The following is a 15,335-nucleotide window of genomic DNA, read 5'->3' as shown; positions in this document are numbered from 1 at the left end:
TTCACCCTTTCACAGGATCGAGTGTTGCAACAGGTACTTCTGATGTAGCAGAGACATTGGCAAGCTTGGCATCCAACTCACGCATACGGTTAAACGAAGCAATGGATACTTCTACCTGTTCGTTGGTCGGTTCTTTTGTTGTCAGCAATTGCAGCCACAATCCCGGATAGCCGAGATAACGCAGTACAGGAATATCGCGTACCGAATTCGTGAGCTTTAACAGTTCAAAAGAAATGCCTAGCACAACTGGCAATAACAACAGACGCTGACCCATACGTTCCCAGAGGTTATCGTACGTGAAGAGGGAGTATAGAAACACGCCAATAATGACAGTCAACATGATGAAGCTGCTTCCGCAGCGGTAGTGCAGACGGCTGTACTTTTGCACGTTCTCCGGTGTCAGTTCTTCACCAGCTTCATGTGCGCTAATGACTTTGTGTTCCGCTCCATGATACTGGAAGAGACGTTTAATCATCGGCGTCTGTGAGATTAACCACAGATAGGCCAGTAACAGGATCAGCTTAATGCCGCCTTCCAGTAAATTATGCAAAAACTGATTGTCGAATGCATTTTTGAATAGAAAATTCTCGATAACAACAGGAAGCAATGTGAGCACAACTTTACCAAAAAGGAATGAGAGGATGGCTACGGCGGTCACACCAATGATCATGCTAAGGCTCCACCCCGAACCTTCTTTCTCTTTTTGCTTGGCTTTCTCTTCCGGTTCCAGTTCATCATCAGCATAGGCGTCAGCAGAATAATTGAGATGTCTGCTACCTTTGACACTTGAATCTATAATGCTGACAATTCCGCGTAATAAAGGAATCCGCCGCAATTTCGTGACCCAGGACTTGTCTTGCTTGGGAACTTCCAGATACGTAATTTCGCCGTCTTTTCTACGAACAGCTGTAACGTTGACATGTTTCCCACCAAACATTACGCCTTCAATGACAGCTTGCCCCCCATAGCTGACAGGCTTGGATTGTTGAGGCAAATTATTCACCTTCCTATTCTGTTCTTGGCCTTCGCAATCAAAGGCAGTTTAATAACCCTATTGTATCGAATTTTAAGACCAATTTCTAGTTTGTGAGTCAAAGCTTGAAGGATGTTGTTAAGATTGTCCTGTTTTGAACATACTACCTCGTAGAATCAGACAGGAAATTCGGGGCATAACGCGGGATTATCAACTGAATGAAGGAGAATATCGATGACAGAACGTACGCATGAAGATACATCACATCATGAAGGTCAACGACCGAGAGAACGGCAGCCAAAAGACAGGGGCAGGCGCCCTACCCAGAGGCAGGGTCAAGCGCACTACTATACCAAGCCATTTTCCTTTGCTTTGGAGCTTGGTTTCTTTGCAGGTCTAATCTGGGGAGGGCTACACTGGCTATTCTATCTGTTGCACTTTACGATTGTGCCTGTAGGATTTCTCGCAGAGCCTTTTTTCAAACATCAATATATATATACCGCAGCAGGGCATTTAACAGGGTGGCTGTTTTTTATTGTCTTTTCGGTCTTGGCTTCCTTGCTCTACACGTTTACGATTAGAAAATTGAAAGGGCCGTTACCCGGCATGGTGTATGGACTTGTCTGGTGGCTGATTCTCTTTGTGCTGGTCGGACCAAAACTGGGAATGATGAAGCCTTTGAAGGGTTTAACATGGGATTCCATCATCACGGAAATCTGCTTCTTTTTGCTATGGGGGCTGTTCATTGGATACACGGTAGCCATGGAGTACACGGATGAACGCAAACGCGAGCCAGAGCAAGCAGGGGCATAGCGCAAAAAAGCTTCTCAATCCGGCAATGCCTGTGTTAAAATAGCAGATGGTTATTTGCAGAGAGGGTGGAGCAGCGATGAAACGAATTATTGTGATCAATGGTCCGAACCTGAACATGCTTGGCGTACGCGAACCAGGCATCTATGGAACGCTTAGTCTGAAGGATATTGAGGACAAAATTCGCAGACAGGCTGATGAACTTGGCGTCTCCATCGCTTTTTATCAATCGAACCATGAAGGGGATATCATTGATCGTATTCATGCAGCGATGGGCGAAGCAGACGGAATGATATTGAATGCCGGAGCATTTACTCATTATAGCTATGCTATACGTGATGCAATCAATGCTGTAAAAGTCCCTACAGTGGAAGTACATCTATCCAACATTCATGCACGCGAAGCGTTCAGACATCATTCAGTGATTGCAGCGGAAACAATCGGGCAGATTGCCGGATTTGGCGAAGTAAGCTATGAACTGGGATTGCTGGCTCTTGTGCGTCATCTGGACAAACAAACCTGAGCCGGGAACCCGGGAATGTGAGAGAAAGAAGGGTTACCGATGGAAAACAAACGAGTTAATAAATTGCGTGAAGCCATGCGTGAGCGTGAACTCAGAGCAATGCTGATTACAAACCCGATTAACCGTCGTTATATGACGGGTTTTACAGGCTCGGCGGGATATGTGCTGATTACGGAACAGGATGCTTTCTTGTTGACTGATTTCCGTTACATGGCTCAAGCGCCTCAGCAAGCCAAAGGATTCACTGTTGTGGAGCATGGAGCTAAGCCGATGGATACGGTGCGCGAACTGCTTGCGTCCGCGAATATCAAAGAAGTAGGCTTCGAGCAGGATAGTGTTACATTCGGCACGCACTCTGCTTATTCTGAAGCACTTCAATCTATTGAACTGAAAGCTGTATCCGGGATTGTGGAACAACTTCGCATGTTCAAGGATGAAGACGAGATCGCGGTCATGCAGAGAGCGGCAGATCTGGCAGATGCCACCTTCAGCCACGTTTTGCAGTTTGCGAAACCAGGCATGACGGAGCGGGAAGTGGATCTGGAGATGGAGTTTTTCATGCGCAAACATGGAGCAACGTCCTCTTCGTTTGACACCATTGTAGCATCGGGTGAACGTTCTGCTATGCCTCACGGGGTAGCGAGCAGCAAGGCTATAGGGCAAAATGAGTTAATTACATTTGACTTTGGTGCACTTTTGGACGGATACTGTTCAGATCTGACACGTACCATTGCAACAGGTACACCTGTACCTGAACTGCGCAAAATTTATGACATTGTACTGGAAGCTCAGTTACATACGCTGGAGAACCTGAAACCGGGCATGACCGGACGGGAAGCAGATGCATTGGCTCGTGATATCATTGCAGGTCACGGATACGGAGATCAATTCGGACACAGCACAGGCCACGGTCTGGGTATGGAAGTTCACGAAGCTCCTCGCTTGTCCAAGCTTAGCGACGATGTATTGAAACCGGGTATGGTTGTTACCGTTGAACCGGGTATATATATTGATGGGCTTGGCGGCGTGCGTATCGAGGATGACGTAGTGATTACCGAGACGGGTATTCATATTCTCACGAAGTCGGACAAGAAGTTCACCGTAATCGGCTAAATTACAGCCACAAGGGATATAAGACGATTTTTAATATAAAGGTACAGGTTATTGCTGAATGTTTTGGACCATATGCAAAAGTAGTGAAGGGAGCGGAATCGATTCTGAAGAAGCGAAGCGCTCGCCTTTGTCTCCTCATTTTAAACCTTATTAAAATCTAGTCGGGAAAATGAGGAGACAACAGCGATCGGAGGAACGATCCAAACCCGTAACGGTCACATCGCACATGGTCATCAATTCAGAATAAACCCACCTTTACATTAACCCATCGTCTTATATCACCTACTTTTCAACCATATCAGGAGGGATTTTTTGTGATTTCAGTAAACGATTTTAAAACAGGCTTGACCGTGCAAGTAGACAACGATATCTATACCGTGCTTGATTTCCAACACGTTAAACCAGGTAAAGGCGCTGCCTTCGTACGTTCCAAATTGAAAAACCTGCGTAATGGTAACACCGTTGAAAAAACATTCCGCGCAGGCGAAACCATTGGTCGTGCCATCATCGAAAACCGCGGCGTATCCTATCTGTATGCGAGTGGTACAGAGCACACGTTCATGGATAACGAAACTTATGATCAGTTCACATTGACTAGTGATCAACTGGAATGGGAATTGAACTTCCTGAAAGAAAACATGGTCGTTAAAATCGTTAGCTACCAAGGTGAAATCCTCGGAATCGACTTGCCAACAAGCGTTGAGTTGAAAGTCATCGAGACTGAGCCAAGTGTTAAAGGTAACACTGCACAAGGCGCTACCAAAAATGCAAAAGTGGAAACAGGCTTGAACGTACAGGTTCCTTTGTTCATTAACGAAGGTGACGTTCTCCTGATTGACACACGTGAAGGCAAATACTCTTCCCGTGCGTAACTTTCACAAGCTGTAAGCTAATAAACGGTATTAACAACCCTTTGCCATTCCTTTGGCAGAGGGTTTTTTTCGAAAAAAGATTAGCCTATCAGGCGCTTTCGTAATATACTGGGTTAAAGTCATTTCTCGTAGAGAATAATGACGATGGACATCAATTATGCATACTGCACAAGGTAGGGAGTGGATTTGCGTTGTCATTGTACGTCATGAAATTTGGGGGCAGCTCGGTCGGAGATACAGAACGCATGAAGCGTGTAGCCGGACGTGTTGTAGAAAAAGCGGATGAAGGACATCGGTGTGTAGTCGTGGTTTCGGCCATGGGGGATACAACAGATGATTTGATTGATCAGGCAAAACAACTGAATAGTGAGCTGCCTGCTCGTGAGATGGATATGCTCTTAACCACAGGAGAACAGATTTCGATCTCTTTGTTATCCATGGCTATTCAAGCGCTTGGGCGCAAGGCAGTATCGTTTACAGGCTGGCAAGCGGGTTTCCGCACAGAGCCAGTTCATGGAAAAGCACGTATTCATGATATTCATCCAGACCGTGTGAATGCAGCACTTGCTGAAGGCAACATCGTTATTGTTGCAGGCTTCCAGGGCATGACGGAAGACGGCGAGATCACAACATTGGGTCGTGGTGGTTCGGATACTACAGCGGTAGCGCTGGCAGCAGCCATTAAGGCTGATGCGTGTGAGATCTATACGGATGTAGACGGAATATATTCTACGGACCCGCGGATCGTTAAGGTTGCGCGCAAGTTGAAGGAAATATCGTACGACGAAATGCTGGAGCTCGCTAATTTGGGGGCAGCGGTGCTGCATCCGCGTGCTGTAGAGTACGCGAAGCATTCCGGTGTACCTTTAATTGTAAGATCCAGCTTTAACCATAATGAAGGAACGGTTGTGAAGGAGGAAGCAGCAATGGAACAAGGCGTAGTGGTTAGTGGGATTGCCTATGACAAAAATGTGGCTCGCATCAGTATTTTGGGTGTGCCGGATGTACCAGGAGTTCTGGCCGAAGTATTTGGTGCACTTGCGGCAAATCAGCTGGATGTGGACATTATCGTTCAGAGCGGAGTGATGGATGGCAAAGCGGACTTTTCTTTCTCTGTGGCGCTGTCTGATCGTGAGAACGCATTGCGTGTCATTGAAGGCCTTCACAGCCGTTTGCCTTACCGTGAAGTCACATCAGAGGAGAACCTCGTTAAAATCTCCATTGTTGGCGCAGGCATGGTCAGTCACCCAGGTGTAGCTGCGAAGATGTTCAAAGTCATCTCCGCTGAAGGCGTGAGTATCAAAATGGTGAGTACTTCGGAGATCAAAGTATCCTGTGTTATTGATGGAGATAAGCTGCATGACGTCATTAAGGCATTGCATACAGCATATGATCTCGACACTGCCGAGCAAGCCGTTATCGGTGGACCACAAGATCGCAGATAAGTTGTTTCTGTGTATGTAAATTAGCAAAGGTGTACTGTTGCCAACGGGCAGCAGTACACCTTTTTTTGTTTTACTCATCGCCATTCTCACATTAACTTGAACATCTTCCCCCCACGTATGCCTCTATAAGGTTGCATGCGGTTCCCCTCCCCCATCTCGGGAACGCAATCCAGCAGGTTTAATTGAGAACAATACGATATATCATGAACTCTGCCTAACTTTTCAAGCCTCCGCCCGCTAACCGATTTTTGCACCAGATCCGGGATGCTCTCCTGTTTTTGGGATACGGCTTGATGAAGCACTGTGCCGAGATCGTTTAGTTGGAGGGGAGAACAGGATTGACGGTGCAGTTCATCGATGATACATCCGGCACATAAAGCGTCCTCCAGTGCAAATTCATCCTGGTTCCCCGCACATAACAGCAATACATCTCGTTGAAGTTCACATAGAACTGCTGCAACAGCCTGCACATTGAGGAATGAACCAGCGAATACATGTTTCCCCTTGGAAGCTTTGATCAAAGCACGGGTTCCATCGGTTGTGGTTAGAATAATGGTTTTATCTGCAATGCCTGCGGTCATATATTCATAGGGGGAATTCCCCACCTCAAATCCGGTGATTTTTTTGTCAAAACGCTCTCCGCCTCGAATGCAATCTTTCACTTCCATTTGTTTGGCTTGTGGAACCGTCTCTACGGCAATCACAGCCGAAGCGTCATACGCCAGAGCCGTAACAATTGTACTGGTCGTACACAATACATCAATGACAACTGCACTTCGCCCTGCAATATCAATGGTACGTACTTCATTCACATTGCCAATGACATCGACTCGCACTCCCCACAGCTCCTTTCTGTATCTGGGGATCGGTAGTTCTGTTTTGAACCCGAATGGAACTTACCTATCTGCCATTATTGTATGCATGCGCATCTAGACGGGTGCCTAGAACAGAAGGTGGGTCTATGCTTTCAACTCTCAACCGTATTCTGAAGAATTGATAGATTTCAGCGTCATAAATTAAATGTACAGGCATAAACTTGAGATATGAACAAGCGCCAGAAGCGTGAACCAAATGATCTCAAGGTTGGAGGAGCCTACTCATGAAGGTGAACTGGAAGGAACTTTTTCCGGAACCGATCCGAACCATTCTCGGAAGGATGCCACCCGCTCTATTGGAACAAGTGGAGGAAGTACGTATTCGTGAAGGCAGACCCCTGGAGATTAATGCAGACAACACATACCACTTCCTGACACCTCAAGGTTGTCCGACCGGGAATCCTGATGAAGCGTATGTCCCTCAGAAAGAAGTGACCCACAGGTTGCTGGATCTGATCAGTAATCATTCACTTTATACATTGGAAGAGGAGCTGCGCAAAGGGTTCATCACCATACCTGGCGGACATCGAATCGGACTTGCTGGCCGGACGGTACTAAGTGATGGGCGTGTTGAATACTTGCGCGACATCAACGGGTTTAACGTTCGGATAGCCCGTGAGGTACATGGAGTGGCTGATCGTATCCTTCCTTACCTTCTCGACATGAAGAGCGGACAGGTCCTGCACACGTTAATCCTGTCACCACCACAACAAGGAAAAACGACGTTGCTGCGAGATCTGGCGAGACAAATTAGCAGTGGTACAAAGCTTACAGGGGGCAATGAACTGGTTCAAGGCATTCGTCCACGTCTGAAAGTAGGCATTGTGGATGAAAGGTCCGAAATCGCTGGTAGCTACAAAGGAGTACCTGGCTTCGACGTAGGTCCCCGAACTGATGTGATGGACGGTTGTCCGAAGGCTGAGGGCATGATGATGATGCTTCGATCCATGTCGCCCGATGTCCTGATTGTGGACGAGATCGGTCGCCCGGAGGATGCTGAGGCGGTGATGGAAGCCCTGCATGCAGGAGTCTCTGTGATCGCGACTGCTCATGGCCGTGACCTGTCGGAGCTGTCGGCCAGACCCGCCCTCAGAACCTTAATTACAGAGCAGATGTTTCAACGTTATGTCCAGCTGCAACGGACGAGCCGGGGCATGACCTTTCGGCTGGCTGATGGCAAAATGCGTGGGTTGCAGCAGAGCGGGGCGGGAGGTGAAGGATTTGGTTAACATGCTTGGTGCGGTAATCATTCTATTAGCCAGCACCCTCGCCGGTTTTTACAAGGCCAGACAGTATGCATTAAGACCGAGACAGTTGCGAGAACTCATTGCGGCCCTCCAGCGACTAATGACGGAGATTAACTATGGGCTCACTCCACTTCCCGATGCCATGAGTAAGATGGGAGCCCAGACCAAAGAACCTGTTAAGACGCTGTTCCTTCATGCAGCCACACAGATGGAACCTCCCCATGGACTCACCGCCCGCGAAAGTCTGCAGTCAGGCGTGGATGTGGCATGGGGAAGATCAGCCATGAAGGCTGACGAGCGTGAGGTCATGATGCAATTAAGCTTCAGCCTTGGCACAAGTGACCGTCAGGATCAGACCAAACATATATCGTTAGCCATTCAACAACTAATGCATGAGGAATCCCGTGCTCAGGCGGATCAAATGAAATATGAACGAATGAGCCGAAGCCTCGGGATGCTTGTCGGAGCGTTAATCGTCATTCTGATCTTCTGAAATAGCCGGGATAGTGAGGTGCCAAGGTCATGAATCTAGAAGTGAACGCAATCTTTCAAATTGCGGGTATCGGAATCATCATTGCCATGATTCACACGGTACTGAAACAAATGGGAAAGGAAGATATGGCTCACTGGGTGACCGTAATCGGATTTGTCGTTGTATTGTTCATGGTGGTCCGTATGTTGGACAGCCTGCTGCAAGAGATCAAATCGATATTTCTTTTTCAATGAAAAACGGTCATAAAGCCGGATGGTGGTGACCTGTGGAAATTATACAAGTTGTAGGTTTGGCGCTCATCGCAACAGTACTCATTCTGGTCATTAAGGAACAGAAACCGATGTTTGCCTTTCTGATTGCAGCCGCGACCGGCATTGTCATCTTCATGTTGTTGATTGGCAAAATTGGTGCAGTCATCGAAGTGTTGAAGCGGCTTGCCGAGAACTCAGGCATGGAAAGTATCTATCTGAAAACGGTGCTGAAAATTATTGGCATAGCGTACATTGCTGAATTTGGAGCGCAGATTGTCAGGGATGCAGGTCAGGAGAGCATTGCGTCCAAGATTGAACTGGCCGGTAAGGTATTGATCCTTGTACTTGCTATACCGATCATCAGCATTATTATCGAAACCGTCATGAAGCTGATGCCGGTGTAGAAGGGGTGTGCGGACTTATATGAAATTAATGCATCATAAGCCGCAGTGGCGCCTTACGGTTGTGCTGATGCTCTGTTTTCTGTTCGGAGTCCTGGGACAGGTGACTGCAAGTGCACCTTCCGGTGAGTGGATGGAGCAACAGGCGGATCAGCTTCCCAAGGATCAGGTGGAGAAATACTGGGACCAACTGATGCAACAATACGGTGGTTTCTTCCCGGATGGGAAGACCCCTTCCTTCATGGATATGTTAATCCCCGGCAATGAAGGGTTCAGCCTGAAATCGGTGTTTGTAGCCATAGGCACCTTCATGCTGCATGAAATTTTATATAATGGCAAGCTTCTGGTCACGATTGTGATGTTAAGCGTACTCAGCATGATTCTGGAGACCCTTCAGACCGCATTTGAGAAAAATAATATTAGCAAAATCGCCTATTCCATCTGTTATATGGTCATCATCATCATTGCAATCAACAGCTTCAGTGTGGCGATTGGATACGCCAAGGATGCCATTACCGGCATGATCAACTTCATGATGGCCATGGTTCCCTTGTTATTCACACTGCTCGCGTCCATGGGGAATGTCATCACCGTCTCCGTGACCCATCCACTCATCATTTTCATGATTCATCTGGTGAGTACATTGATTCACTTGCTGGTATTCCCGTTACTCTTCTTCTCAGCTGTTCTGCATCTCGTCAGTTCATTGTCTGACAAGTACAAGCTGACACAGCTGGCAGACCTCCTGCGCAATATTAGTGTGGCATTGCTGGGTATCCTGTTGACCATGTTTTTGGGCGTAATCTCGGTTCAGGGGGCATCGGGTTCCGTAGCGGATGGAGTCAGCCTGAAGGCCGCCAAGTACATCGCAGGTAACTTTGTCCCTGTTGTGGGCAGAACATTTGCGGATGCGACAGATACGGTCATTACAGCTTCTCTACTGGTGAAAAATGCAATTGGGCTCACCGGGGTGATCATCATTTTGTTTCTATGTGCCTTTCCGGCACTCAAGATCCTGGCCCTTGCCTTGATATACAACGTAACGGGAGCCATCATGCAACCGCTAGGAGACACCCCGATTGTAGGATGCCTGCAGGCCATTGGTAAGAGCATGATTTATGTATTTGCGGCGCTCGCAGCCGTCGGACTGATGTTTTTCCTGGCAATTACCATCCTGCTGACCGCGGGCAATCTGACTGTCATGATGCGCTGAATGTATGCTGGCAAGAAAGGGGATGGAAAGGATGGGGTGGCTGAGCAACTGGCTCCAGGAATTGATTATGATCGTTCTGCTGGCGACTTTCGTGGATATGCTATTGCCGAATCGATCCATGGAACGTTACGTCAAGCTTGTGCTGAGCCTTCTCATCCTGCTGACCCTTTTATCACCCATAACCAAGCTGCTCAAAAGTGATCCGGTTGGCGAACTGAAACGGGCAATGTCGGCAATGGATGCTCCATCGGATGGGAATGCAACACTTGAACAGATTTTGGCTCAGGGAAAACGACTGCAAGCGGGTGAACAGGAACAATCCCTGCAATGGACAGCAAAAGAACTGGCTAATGTCATGAAAGGCCAGATTGAAGAAACTACAGGAGCGAGGGTTCGATCCGTAGAGGTACAGCTAGCAATGAGTAAATATGAAACCGAGATGGAAGCTGCCTCATCCGTCGAACTGCCTGTGATCCAGCGTGTGTTGGTTGAGATGGCAGGAGAGGACGCAGGAAGTGAAGTGAAAGCTACACAGCAAGAAGTCGCTGTAAATACACAACCCATATTCGGTACAGACACAGCAACCGACAAGGATGAGTCATCTCAAATGCAGCAGCCCATCCAGATCGGTCAGATTGAAGTGCCTGATGTACAGATTGATGTAAATAAAGGACAGCGTGCTGGAAATGAAGCGTCTTCCGAGCCTGTTATACGTGATCAAGCAGATGAAACTAAGCAGCAAGGTGAGACATCCACAAGGTCTGAACATGCAGTGCAGATTATTACCTTGTTGACTGAAAAGTGGGATGTTGATGCAAATAAAGTTCAAGTGACAGAACCGAAAAGTGCTGAAGTGCTCTGAGAAGGAGGGTATCCGATGAAACAATGGTTCAAAAAGATGGAAACCTGGATGGGTGGCGGAGAGGGTGGGGCAAGGCGGAGTCAAACCTTCCGCTGGCTGATTATCCTTGGTTTGATCGGCGTGGGAATCATGCTGTTCAATTCCTTTGTCAATGTCAAAAAAATTGATTCCGAAAATATCGGTCGGGAACCACCGGACCCTGCAACATCCATGGCATCCATACAGAGTGATCCGTCGGAACAGAATCCTTTTCAGGCGATCGAAATTGCATTTGAAGACAAAATCAAAGGTGTGTTGGAAAACATCGTTGGTGTGGGGACGGTTGATGTGATGGTTACCGTGGACTCCACAGAAGAACTGGTCGTTCAGCGGAACGTTAAGGATTCTCAGCAACTTACCGAAGAAACGGATGCCAGCGGGGGCAAACGACATATGACGCAGTATACCCGTGATGGTGAGATTATTACGTACGAAATATCAGGGGATCAGACACCCATAGTGACCAAAAAGCTCAAACCGCAGATCCGTGGTGTGCTTGTGGTTGCGAGGGGTGCAGAGAATAAGGTTGTGAAGGACCTGATAACCGATGCTGTAGAAAAAGGACTGAATGTGGCAGCCTACCGGATCTCGGTTGTACCGCGCAAACAAGACTAATTTGGTTTGTTGAATCACAAGATTCAATTCTCATAAGATTGAAGCCAATTTGAGGAGGAAGTTCTAATGAATAACAAACGTCAAACGGTATGGCTCGTTTCCATGCTGAGTCTGATGGTCATTTTGTCCGCGTATTATCTGTTCACTGAAGATTCCGGTCCAATCAACGCGCCGGTGGCTGACAGTCAGCAAGTCGATGGAATCAAGCAAGGGGAAGCGAAGGAGACGGCAGGCATTCTTGATCCTACAGAAGGATTGGTTGTGAATGAAGTAGTAAGTAGCGGCGAAGTTGAAAGTGATCCAAGTGCGGCTGGCGCTGTGGAAGAACCGGCGGCTACGGAAGGTAAAGAAGCTGGAAATACAGAGAAAACACCTGCTGTTGAACCGGGAGAGAATAAGGGTGAAGCAGGCAAAGAGACCGACAAAGGGGCAGCAACCACACCGGAGACAGACGGTCAGGCTGGGGGCACTGCAACCAAGACTGATGAGGAAGTCCTCAAGGAAATGGAAGAGCAGAATACGGCAGCATCTGCGAGCAGCCAGTTCCAGAACTATCAATGGCAGCGTGAAGAGAGCAACAATCGCAAGTATGAAGAACTGATGACTGTGGCAGGCGACTTGAGTAAAACACCAGAAGAGAATGCCAAAGCAACGGAGCAACTCCGTACCTTGGAAGAAAAAGAAGCCAAAATCACAGGCATTGAGGAGACCCTCTCCCAACAGTTCGCCAATGCGATTGTTCAAGAAGATTCCGACAAGTATAAAGTGGTGGTCCTCAGTGACAAACTGGATGTAAAACAGGCGGTATCCATTGTGGATCTGGTGATGAAAGAATTAGCCGTTTCACAGAACAAAATCAGTGTGCAATACGTCACAGAGCAGTAATCCAAATCATGGAAAAGCAATCCCGGGAGCTTGTTCCACTCTCGGGCTCTTTCCATTTTTAATGATTATGATATAATACATAAAGCCATATGACCGTCCTAGTGAGACTGGCATGATGCCGAAGGAGTGAATAATGGAAATGTTTAAATTGAGTGAGATTAAAGAACTGATCAAACTGGTAGATGAAAGTTCCGTTCAAGAGTTGGAAATTGAAAATGAAGGATCACGGTTATCGATCCGCAAACCGGGCAAAACGGAGTATGTTCAAGCAGCTGCTGTGCAACCGCAAATGATTGCTGCTCCGCAAGTACAGCCGGCAGCAGTGGTAAGTGAAGCTGCACCGCAGGTCGATACTACAAGTCATTTACATAAAATTGTATCTCCGATGGTAGGTACTTTTTACAGAGCTTCCTCGCCGGAAGCGGGTCCTTTTGTGAGCGCAGGTGATAAAGTTGTTGAGAAAACAACGGTATGTATCATCGAAGCCATGAAGCTGATGAACGAGCTTGATGCGGACATCAAGGGAGAAATCGTTGAAGTGCTGGTTGAGAACGGACAGCTGGTCGAGTATGGGCAGCCCCTTTTCCTGGTGAAACCGGAATGACCGTTATAGCTGGTTAACAGCTAACCGCATGAGCTTCGAAGGAGGACAAAACGAAATGAAATTTCAAAAAATATTGATTGCGAACCGTGGAGAGATTGCGGTACGTATTATTCGTGCCTGCCGCGAAATCGGCATCTCAACGGTAGCCGTCTATTCGGAAGCGGACAAGGATTCTCTGCATGTTCGTCTTGCAGATGAGGCTTACTGTATCGGACCGACACTGTCCAAGGACAGTTATCTGAACTTCACCAACCTGATGAGTGTAGCTACCCTGACGGAATGTGATGCAATCCACCCTGGTTATGGTTTTTTGGCGGAGAATGCTGACTTTGCAGAAATCTGTGGTTCCTGCAACATTACATTCATCGGCCCTTCACCCGAAGCCATTACCAAAATGGGGGACAAGGCTGTTGCCAAACAGACGATGAAAGATGCAGGAGTACCTGTTATTCCTGGATCAGACGGTCTCGTTGAAAGTATGGAAGAAGCCATCATGATTGCTAGAGATATCGGATATCCTATCATTATCAAAGCTACTGCCGGTGGCGGAGGTAAGGGGATTCGTATTGCCGAAGATGAAGAGACGCTGATTAAGCAGATTACGGCTGCTCAGCAGGAAGCACAAAAGGCATTTGGTAATGCAGGTGTGTATCTGGAGAAATTCCTGACAGGCATGAAACACGTGGAAATTCAGATTATTGCTGATAAACACGGAAATGCAGCACATTTGGGAGAGCGTGATTGCTCGGTTCAGCGTCGCCGCCAGAAATTGGTAGAAGAAGCTCCATGTCCGATTCTCTCCGAAGATGTGCGTACACTTATGGGCGAAGCTGCGGTACGGGCTGCCCTTGCTGTGGATTACTCTGGAGCAGGTACATTGGAGTTTCTGCTCAGCCCGAATGGCGAGTTCTATTTCATGGAGATGAATACGCGTATTCAGGTAGAGCACCCGGTAACTGAGATGGTTACTGGCGTGGATCTGATCCGTGAGATGATCTCTGTAGCGGAAGGCAACCCACTTTCATTCCGTCAGGAAGACGTGGTTATTAATGGCTGGTCCATCGAATGTCGTATCAATGCAGAAGATCCGGACCGTAACTTTATGCCATCACCAGGCAAAATCGGATTCTACCTTGCACCGGGAGGACCTGGCGTTCGTGTAGATAGTGCTGCGTATCCTGGTTATACCATTTCACCTTTCTACGACTCCATGATCGCAAAATTGATTGTGTGGGGAGCGAATCGTGAAGAGGCGATTGCCAAGATGAAGCGTGCACTTGGGGAATTTGCGATTGAGGGCATATCTACAACCATTCCTTTCCATCAGAAATTGCTGGAGCACCCAACGTTCATTCGTGGTGACTTTGATATCAAATTTCTTGAGGAAAACGAGATTTAATAGGTATATTGGGCTTGTTTGTCATAATGTAGCCCAAATGATATAGTATGTAATAATAAGAGCGCATGTCTCCTGCAAAGGATAAGCCCGCACCTCGCGGATGTTTGCAGGAGTTCCGGTAAAGCCGGACCGGAAGGGTTCTGAAGGTTATCTAACCTGAGTCCAGCGCCCTGACGGATGGCCGCAAACTTATCTCGCGAAAGGTGTGTTGAACAGTTATGAGTACACTACCGACTGAATTTGAACGAACGGATATCGGTGAAATCCAAATCGCACCTGAAGTTATTGAAGTGATTGCTGGATTGGCAACCCTTGAAGTAAAGGGTGTTGCAGGCATGAGTGGCGGATTCGCTGGCGGATTTGCTGAATTGCTTGGCCGCAAAAACCTTTCCAAAGGTGTTAAAGTTGAAGTGGGCCAACGTGAAGCTGCAGTTGATGTTTCCGTAATTATCGAGTACGGATACCGTCTGCCACAGGTAGCTACGGAGATTCAACAGAACGTGAAACGTTCCATTGAGAACATGACAGGATTGAATGTGAATGAAGTGAATGTGCACATTCATGACGTTCAGTTCAAGAGCACCGAGAAAGTGGAAGAGATCGACCTGAACAGTCAGCGCGTAAAATAAAAGAAGACAGATTCCCCCGGCATATTCTGCCGGGGGTTATCCCCGTCTTGGACAGGTCTTCATTATAGTGAAAGCTAGATGACGAT

At 47.5% G+C, this 15,335-nt stretch carries 18 protein-coding genes; 16 read left to right on the top strand and 2 right to left on the bottom strand.

Going from position 1 to position 15,335, the window contains the following annotated elements; genetic code table 11:
• Nucleotide 1 precedes the first annotated feature (1 nt).
• Complete coding sequence (locus tag MKZ12_RS19595) at nucleotides 2–994, bottom strand: DUF1385 domain-containing protein (protein WP_062835280.1); 993 nt, start codon at nucleotides 992–994, stop codon at nucleotides 2–4.
• A gap of 213 nt (nucleotides 995–1,207) precedes the next feature.
• Between MKZ12_RS19595 and MKZ12_RS19590 the strand changes: the two genes are divergently transcribed.
• From MKZ12_RS19590 to MKZ12_RS19570, 5 genes are all read left to right on the top strand, one after another.
• On the top strand, nucleotides 1,208–1,786 hold the full coding sequence (locus MKZ12_RS19590; protein ID WP_339235499.1) for a YqhR family membrane protein: 579 nt from the start codon (nucleotides 1,208–1,210) through the stop codon (nucleotides 1,784–1,786).
• Between the two features lie 76 nt (nucleotides 1,787–1,862).
• Nucleotides 1,863–2,306, top strand: a complete 444-nt coding sequence (gene aroQ, locus MKZ12_RS19585; protein ID WP_339235497.1) for a type II 3-dehydroquinate dehydratase — start codon at nucleotides 1,863–1,865, stop codon at nucleotides 2,304–2,306.
• A 39-nt stretch (nucleotides 2,307–2,345) separates the two neighbouring features.
• Nucleotides 2,346–3,419 carry a Xaa-Pro peptidase family protein gene (locus tag MKZ12_RS19580; protein WP_339256212.1) on the top strand — a complete coding sequence of 358 codons (1,074 nt, stop codon included), beginning with the start codon at nucleotides 2,346–2,348 and terminating at the stop codon, nucleotides 3,417–3,419.
• A 314-nt stretch (nucleotides 3,420–3,733) separates the two neighbouring features.
• The gene (gene efp, locus MKZ12_RS19575) at nucleotides 3,734–4,291 is read left to right on the top strand and encodes an elongation factor P (RefSeq protein WP_017687580.1); all 558 of its coding nucleotides are present in this window, start codon (nucleotides 3,734–3,736) and stop codon (nucleotides 4,289–4,291) included.
• 191 nt (nucleotides 4,292–4,482) lie between these two features.
• A complete protein-coding gene (locus tag MKZ12_RS19570) occupies nucleotides 4,483–5,736 on the top strand; it encodes an aspartate kinase (protein ID WP_339235492.1) in 1,254 nt (417 codons plus the stop codon).
• 86 nt (nucleotides 5,737–5,822) lie between these two features.
• On the opposite strand, the gene MKZ12_RS19565 is transcribed toward MKZ12_RS19570, so the two are convergent.
• A complete protein-coding gene (locus tag MKZ12_RS19565) occupies nucleotides 5,823–6,572 on the bottom strand; it encodes a 2-phosphosulfolactate phosphatase (protein WP_339256210.1) in 750 nt (249 codons plus the stop codon).
• A 263-nt stretch (nucleotides 6,573–6,835) separates the two neighbouring features.
• Here MKZ12_RS19565 and spoIIIAA point away from each other — a divergent pair, with 263 nt between their 5' ends.
• The 11 genes from spoIIIAA (at nucleotide 6,836) to MKZ12_RS19510 (ending at nucleotide 15,249) form a co-directional block, all read left to right on the top strand.
• Nucleotides 6,836–7,840, top strand: coding sequence for a stage III sporulation protein AA (gene spoIIIAA, locus MKZ12_RS19560; RefSeq protein ID WP_339235487.1), 1,005 nt, complete (start codon nucleotides 6,836–6,838; stop codon nucleotides 7,838–7,840).
• Nucleotides 7,833–8,351 carry a stage III sporulation protein SpoIIIAB gene (gene spoIIIAB, locus MKZ12_RS19555; RefSeq protein ID WP_339256208.1) on the top strand — a complete coding sequence of 173 codons (519 nt, stop codon included), beginning with the start codon at nucleotides 7,833–7,835 and terminating at the stop codon, nucleotides 8,349–8,351. Before spoIIIAA ends, spoIIIAB begins: the two co-directional genes overlap by 8 nt.
• A 29-nt stretch (nucleotides 8,352–8,380) precedes the next feature.
• The gene (spoIIIAC, locus tag MKZ12_RS19550) at nucleotides 8,381–8,584 is read left to right on the top strand and encodes a stage III sporulation protein AC (protein WP_017687585.1); all 204 of its coding nucleotides are present in this window, start codon (nucleotides 8,381–8,383) and stop codon (nucleotides 8,582–8,584) included.
• 32 nt (nucleotides 8,585–8,616) lie between these two features.
• A complete protein-coding gene (gene spoIIIAD / locus MKZ12_RS19545) occupies nucleotides 8,617–9,006 on the top strand; it encodes a stage III sporulation protein AD (protein WP_017687586.1) in 390 nt (129 codons plus the stop codon).
• A 19-nt stretch (nucleotides 9,007–9,025) separates the two neighbouring features.
• Complete coding sequence (gene spoIIIAE / locus MKZ12_RS19540) at nucleotides 9,026–10,216, top strand: stage III sporulation protein AE (RefSeq protein ID WP_339235484.1); 1,191 nt, start codon at nucleotides 9,026–9,028, stop codon at nucleotides 10,214–10,216.
• A gap of 31 nt (nucleotides 10,217–10,247) precedes the next feature.
• Nucleotides 10,248–11,078, top strand: coding sequence for a stage III sporulation protein AF (spoIIIAF, locus tag MKZ12_RS19535; RefSeq protein WP_339256206.1), 831 nt, complete (start codon nucleotides 10,248–10,250; stop codon nucleotides 11,076–11,078).
• 15 nt (nucleotides 11,079–11,093) lie between these two features.
• Nucleotides 11,094–11,732 (top strand): stage III sporulation protein AG, encoded by a 639-nt coding sequence (gene spoIIIAG, locus MKZ12_RS19530; protein ID WP_017687589.1) that lies wholly within the window; start codon nucleotides 11,094–11,096, stop codon nucleotides 11,730–11,732.
• 66 nt (nucleotides 11,733–11,798) lie between these two features.
• Entirely contained in the window at nucleotides 11,799–12,617 is an 819-nt protein-coding gene (locus MKZ12_RS19525; RefSeq protein WP_339256205.1) for a SpoIIIAH-like family protein, read from the top strand.
• Between the two features lie 139 nt (nucleotides 12,618–12,756).
• Nucleotides 12,757–13,221 (top strand): acetyl-CoA carboxylase biotin carboxyl carrier protein, encoded by a 465-nt coding sequence (accB, locus tag MKZ12_RS19520; RefSeq protein ID WP_036614903.1) that lies wholly within the window; start codon nucleotides 12,757–12,759, stop codon nucleotides 13,219–13,221.
• 55 nt (nucleotides 13,222–13,276) lie between these two features.
• Entirely contained in the window at nucleotides 13,277–14,620 is a 1,344-nt protein-coding gene (accC, locus tag MKZ12_RS19515) for an acetyl-CoA carboxylase biotin carboxylase subunit (RefSeq protein ID WP_339235475.1), read from the top strand.
• A 218-nt stretch (nucleotides 14,621–14,838) separates the two neighbouring features.
• Nucleotides 14,839–15,249 carry an Asp23/Gls24 family envelope stress response protein gene (locus MKZ12_RS19510; protein WP_017687593.1) on the top strand — a complete coding sequence of 137 codons (411 nt, stop codon included), beginning with the start codon at nucleotides 14,839–14,841 and terminating at the stop codon, nucleotides 15,247–15,249.
• Nucleotides 15,250–15,335 lie beyond the last annotated feature (86 nt).

Source organism: Paenibacillus sp. FSL R5-0713 (assembly GCF_037973325.1).
GTDB lineage: Bacteria > Bacillota > Bacilli > Paenibacillales > Paenibacillaceae > Paenibacillus.
This window is presented reverse-complemented; position numbering and strand designations above follow the sequence as displayed.

Coding starts and splice junctions, on each gene's coding strand:
- MKZ12_RS19590 (WP_339235499.1), top strand. CDS start 1,208: ATGACAGAACGTACGCATGAAGATACATCACATCATGAAGGTCAACGA.
- aroQ (WP_339235497.1), top strand. CDS start 1,863: ATGAAACGAATTATTGTGATCAATGGTCCGAACCTGAACATGCTTGGC.
- MKZ12_RS19580 (WP_339256212.1), top strand. CDS start 2,346: ATGGAAAACAAACGAGTTAATAAATTGCGTGAAGCCATGCGTGAGCGT.
- spoIIIAA (WP_339235487.1), top strand. CDS start 6,836: ATGAAGGTGAACTGGAAGGAACTTTTTCCGGAACCGATCCGAACCATT.
- spoIIIAC (WP_017687585.1), top strand. CDS start 8,381: ATGAATCTAGAAGTGAACGCAATCTTTCAAATTGCGGGTATCGGAATC.
- spoIIIAE (WP_339235484.1), top strand. CDS start 9,026: ATGAAATTAATGCATCATAAGCCGCAGTGGCGCCTTACGGTTGTGCTG.
- spoIIIAF (WP_339256206.1), top strand. CDS start 10,248: ATGGGGTGGCTGAGCAACTGGCTCCAGGAATTGATTATGATCGTTCTG.
- spoIIIAG (WP_017687589.1), top strand. CDS start 11,094: ATGAAACAATGGTTCAAAAAGATGGAAACCTGGATGGGTGGCGGAGAG.
- MKZ12_RS19525 (WP_339256205.1), top strand. CDS start 11,799: ATGAATAACAAACGTCAAACGGTATGGCTCGTTTCCATGCTGAGTCTG.
- accB (WP_036614903.1), top strand. CDS start 12,757: ATGTTTAAATTGAGTGAGATTAAAGAACTGATCAAACTGGTAGATGAA.
- accC (WP_339235475.1), top strand. CDS start 13,277: ATGAAATTTCAAAAAATATTGATTGCGAACCGTGGAGAGATTGCGGTA.
- MKZ12_RS19510 (WP_017687593.1), top strand. CDS start 14,839: ATGAGTACACTACCGACTGAATTTGAACGAACGGATATCGGTGAAATC.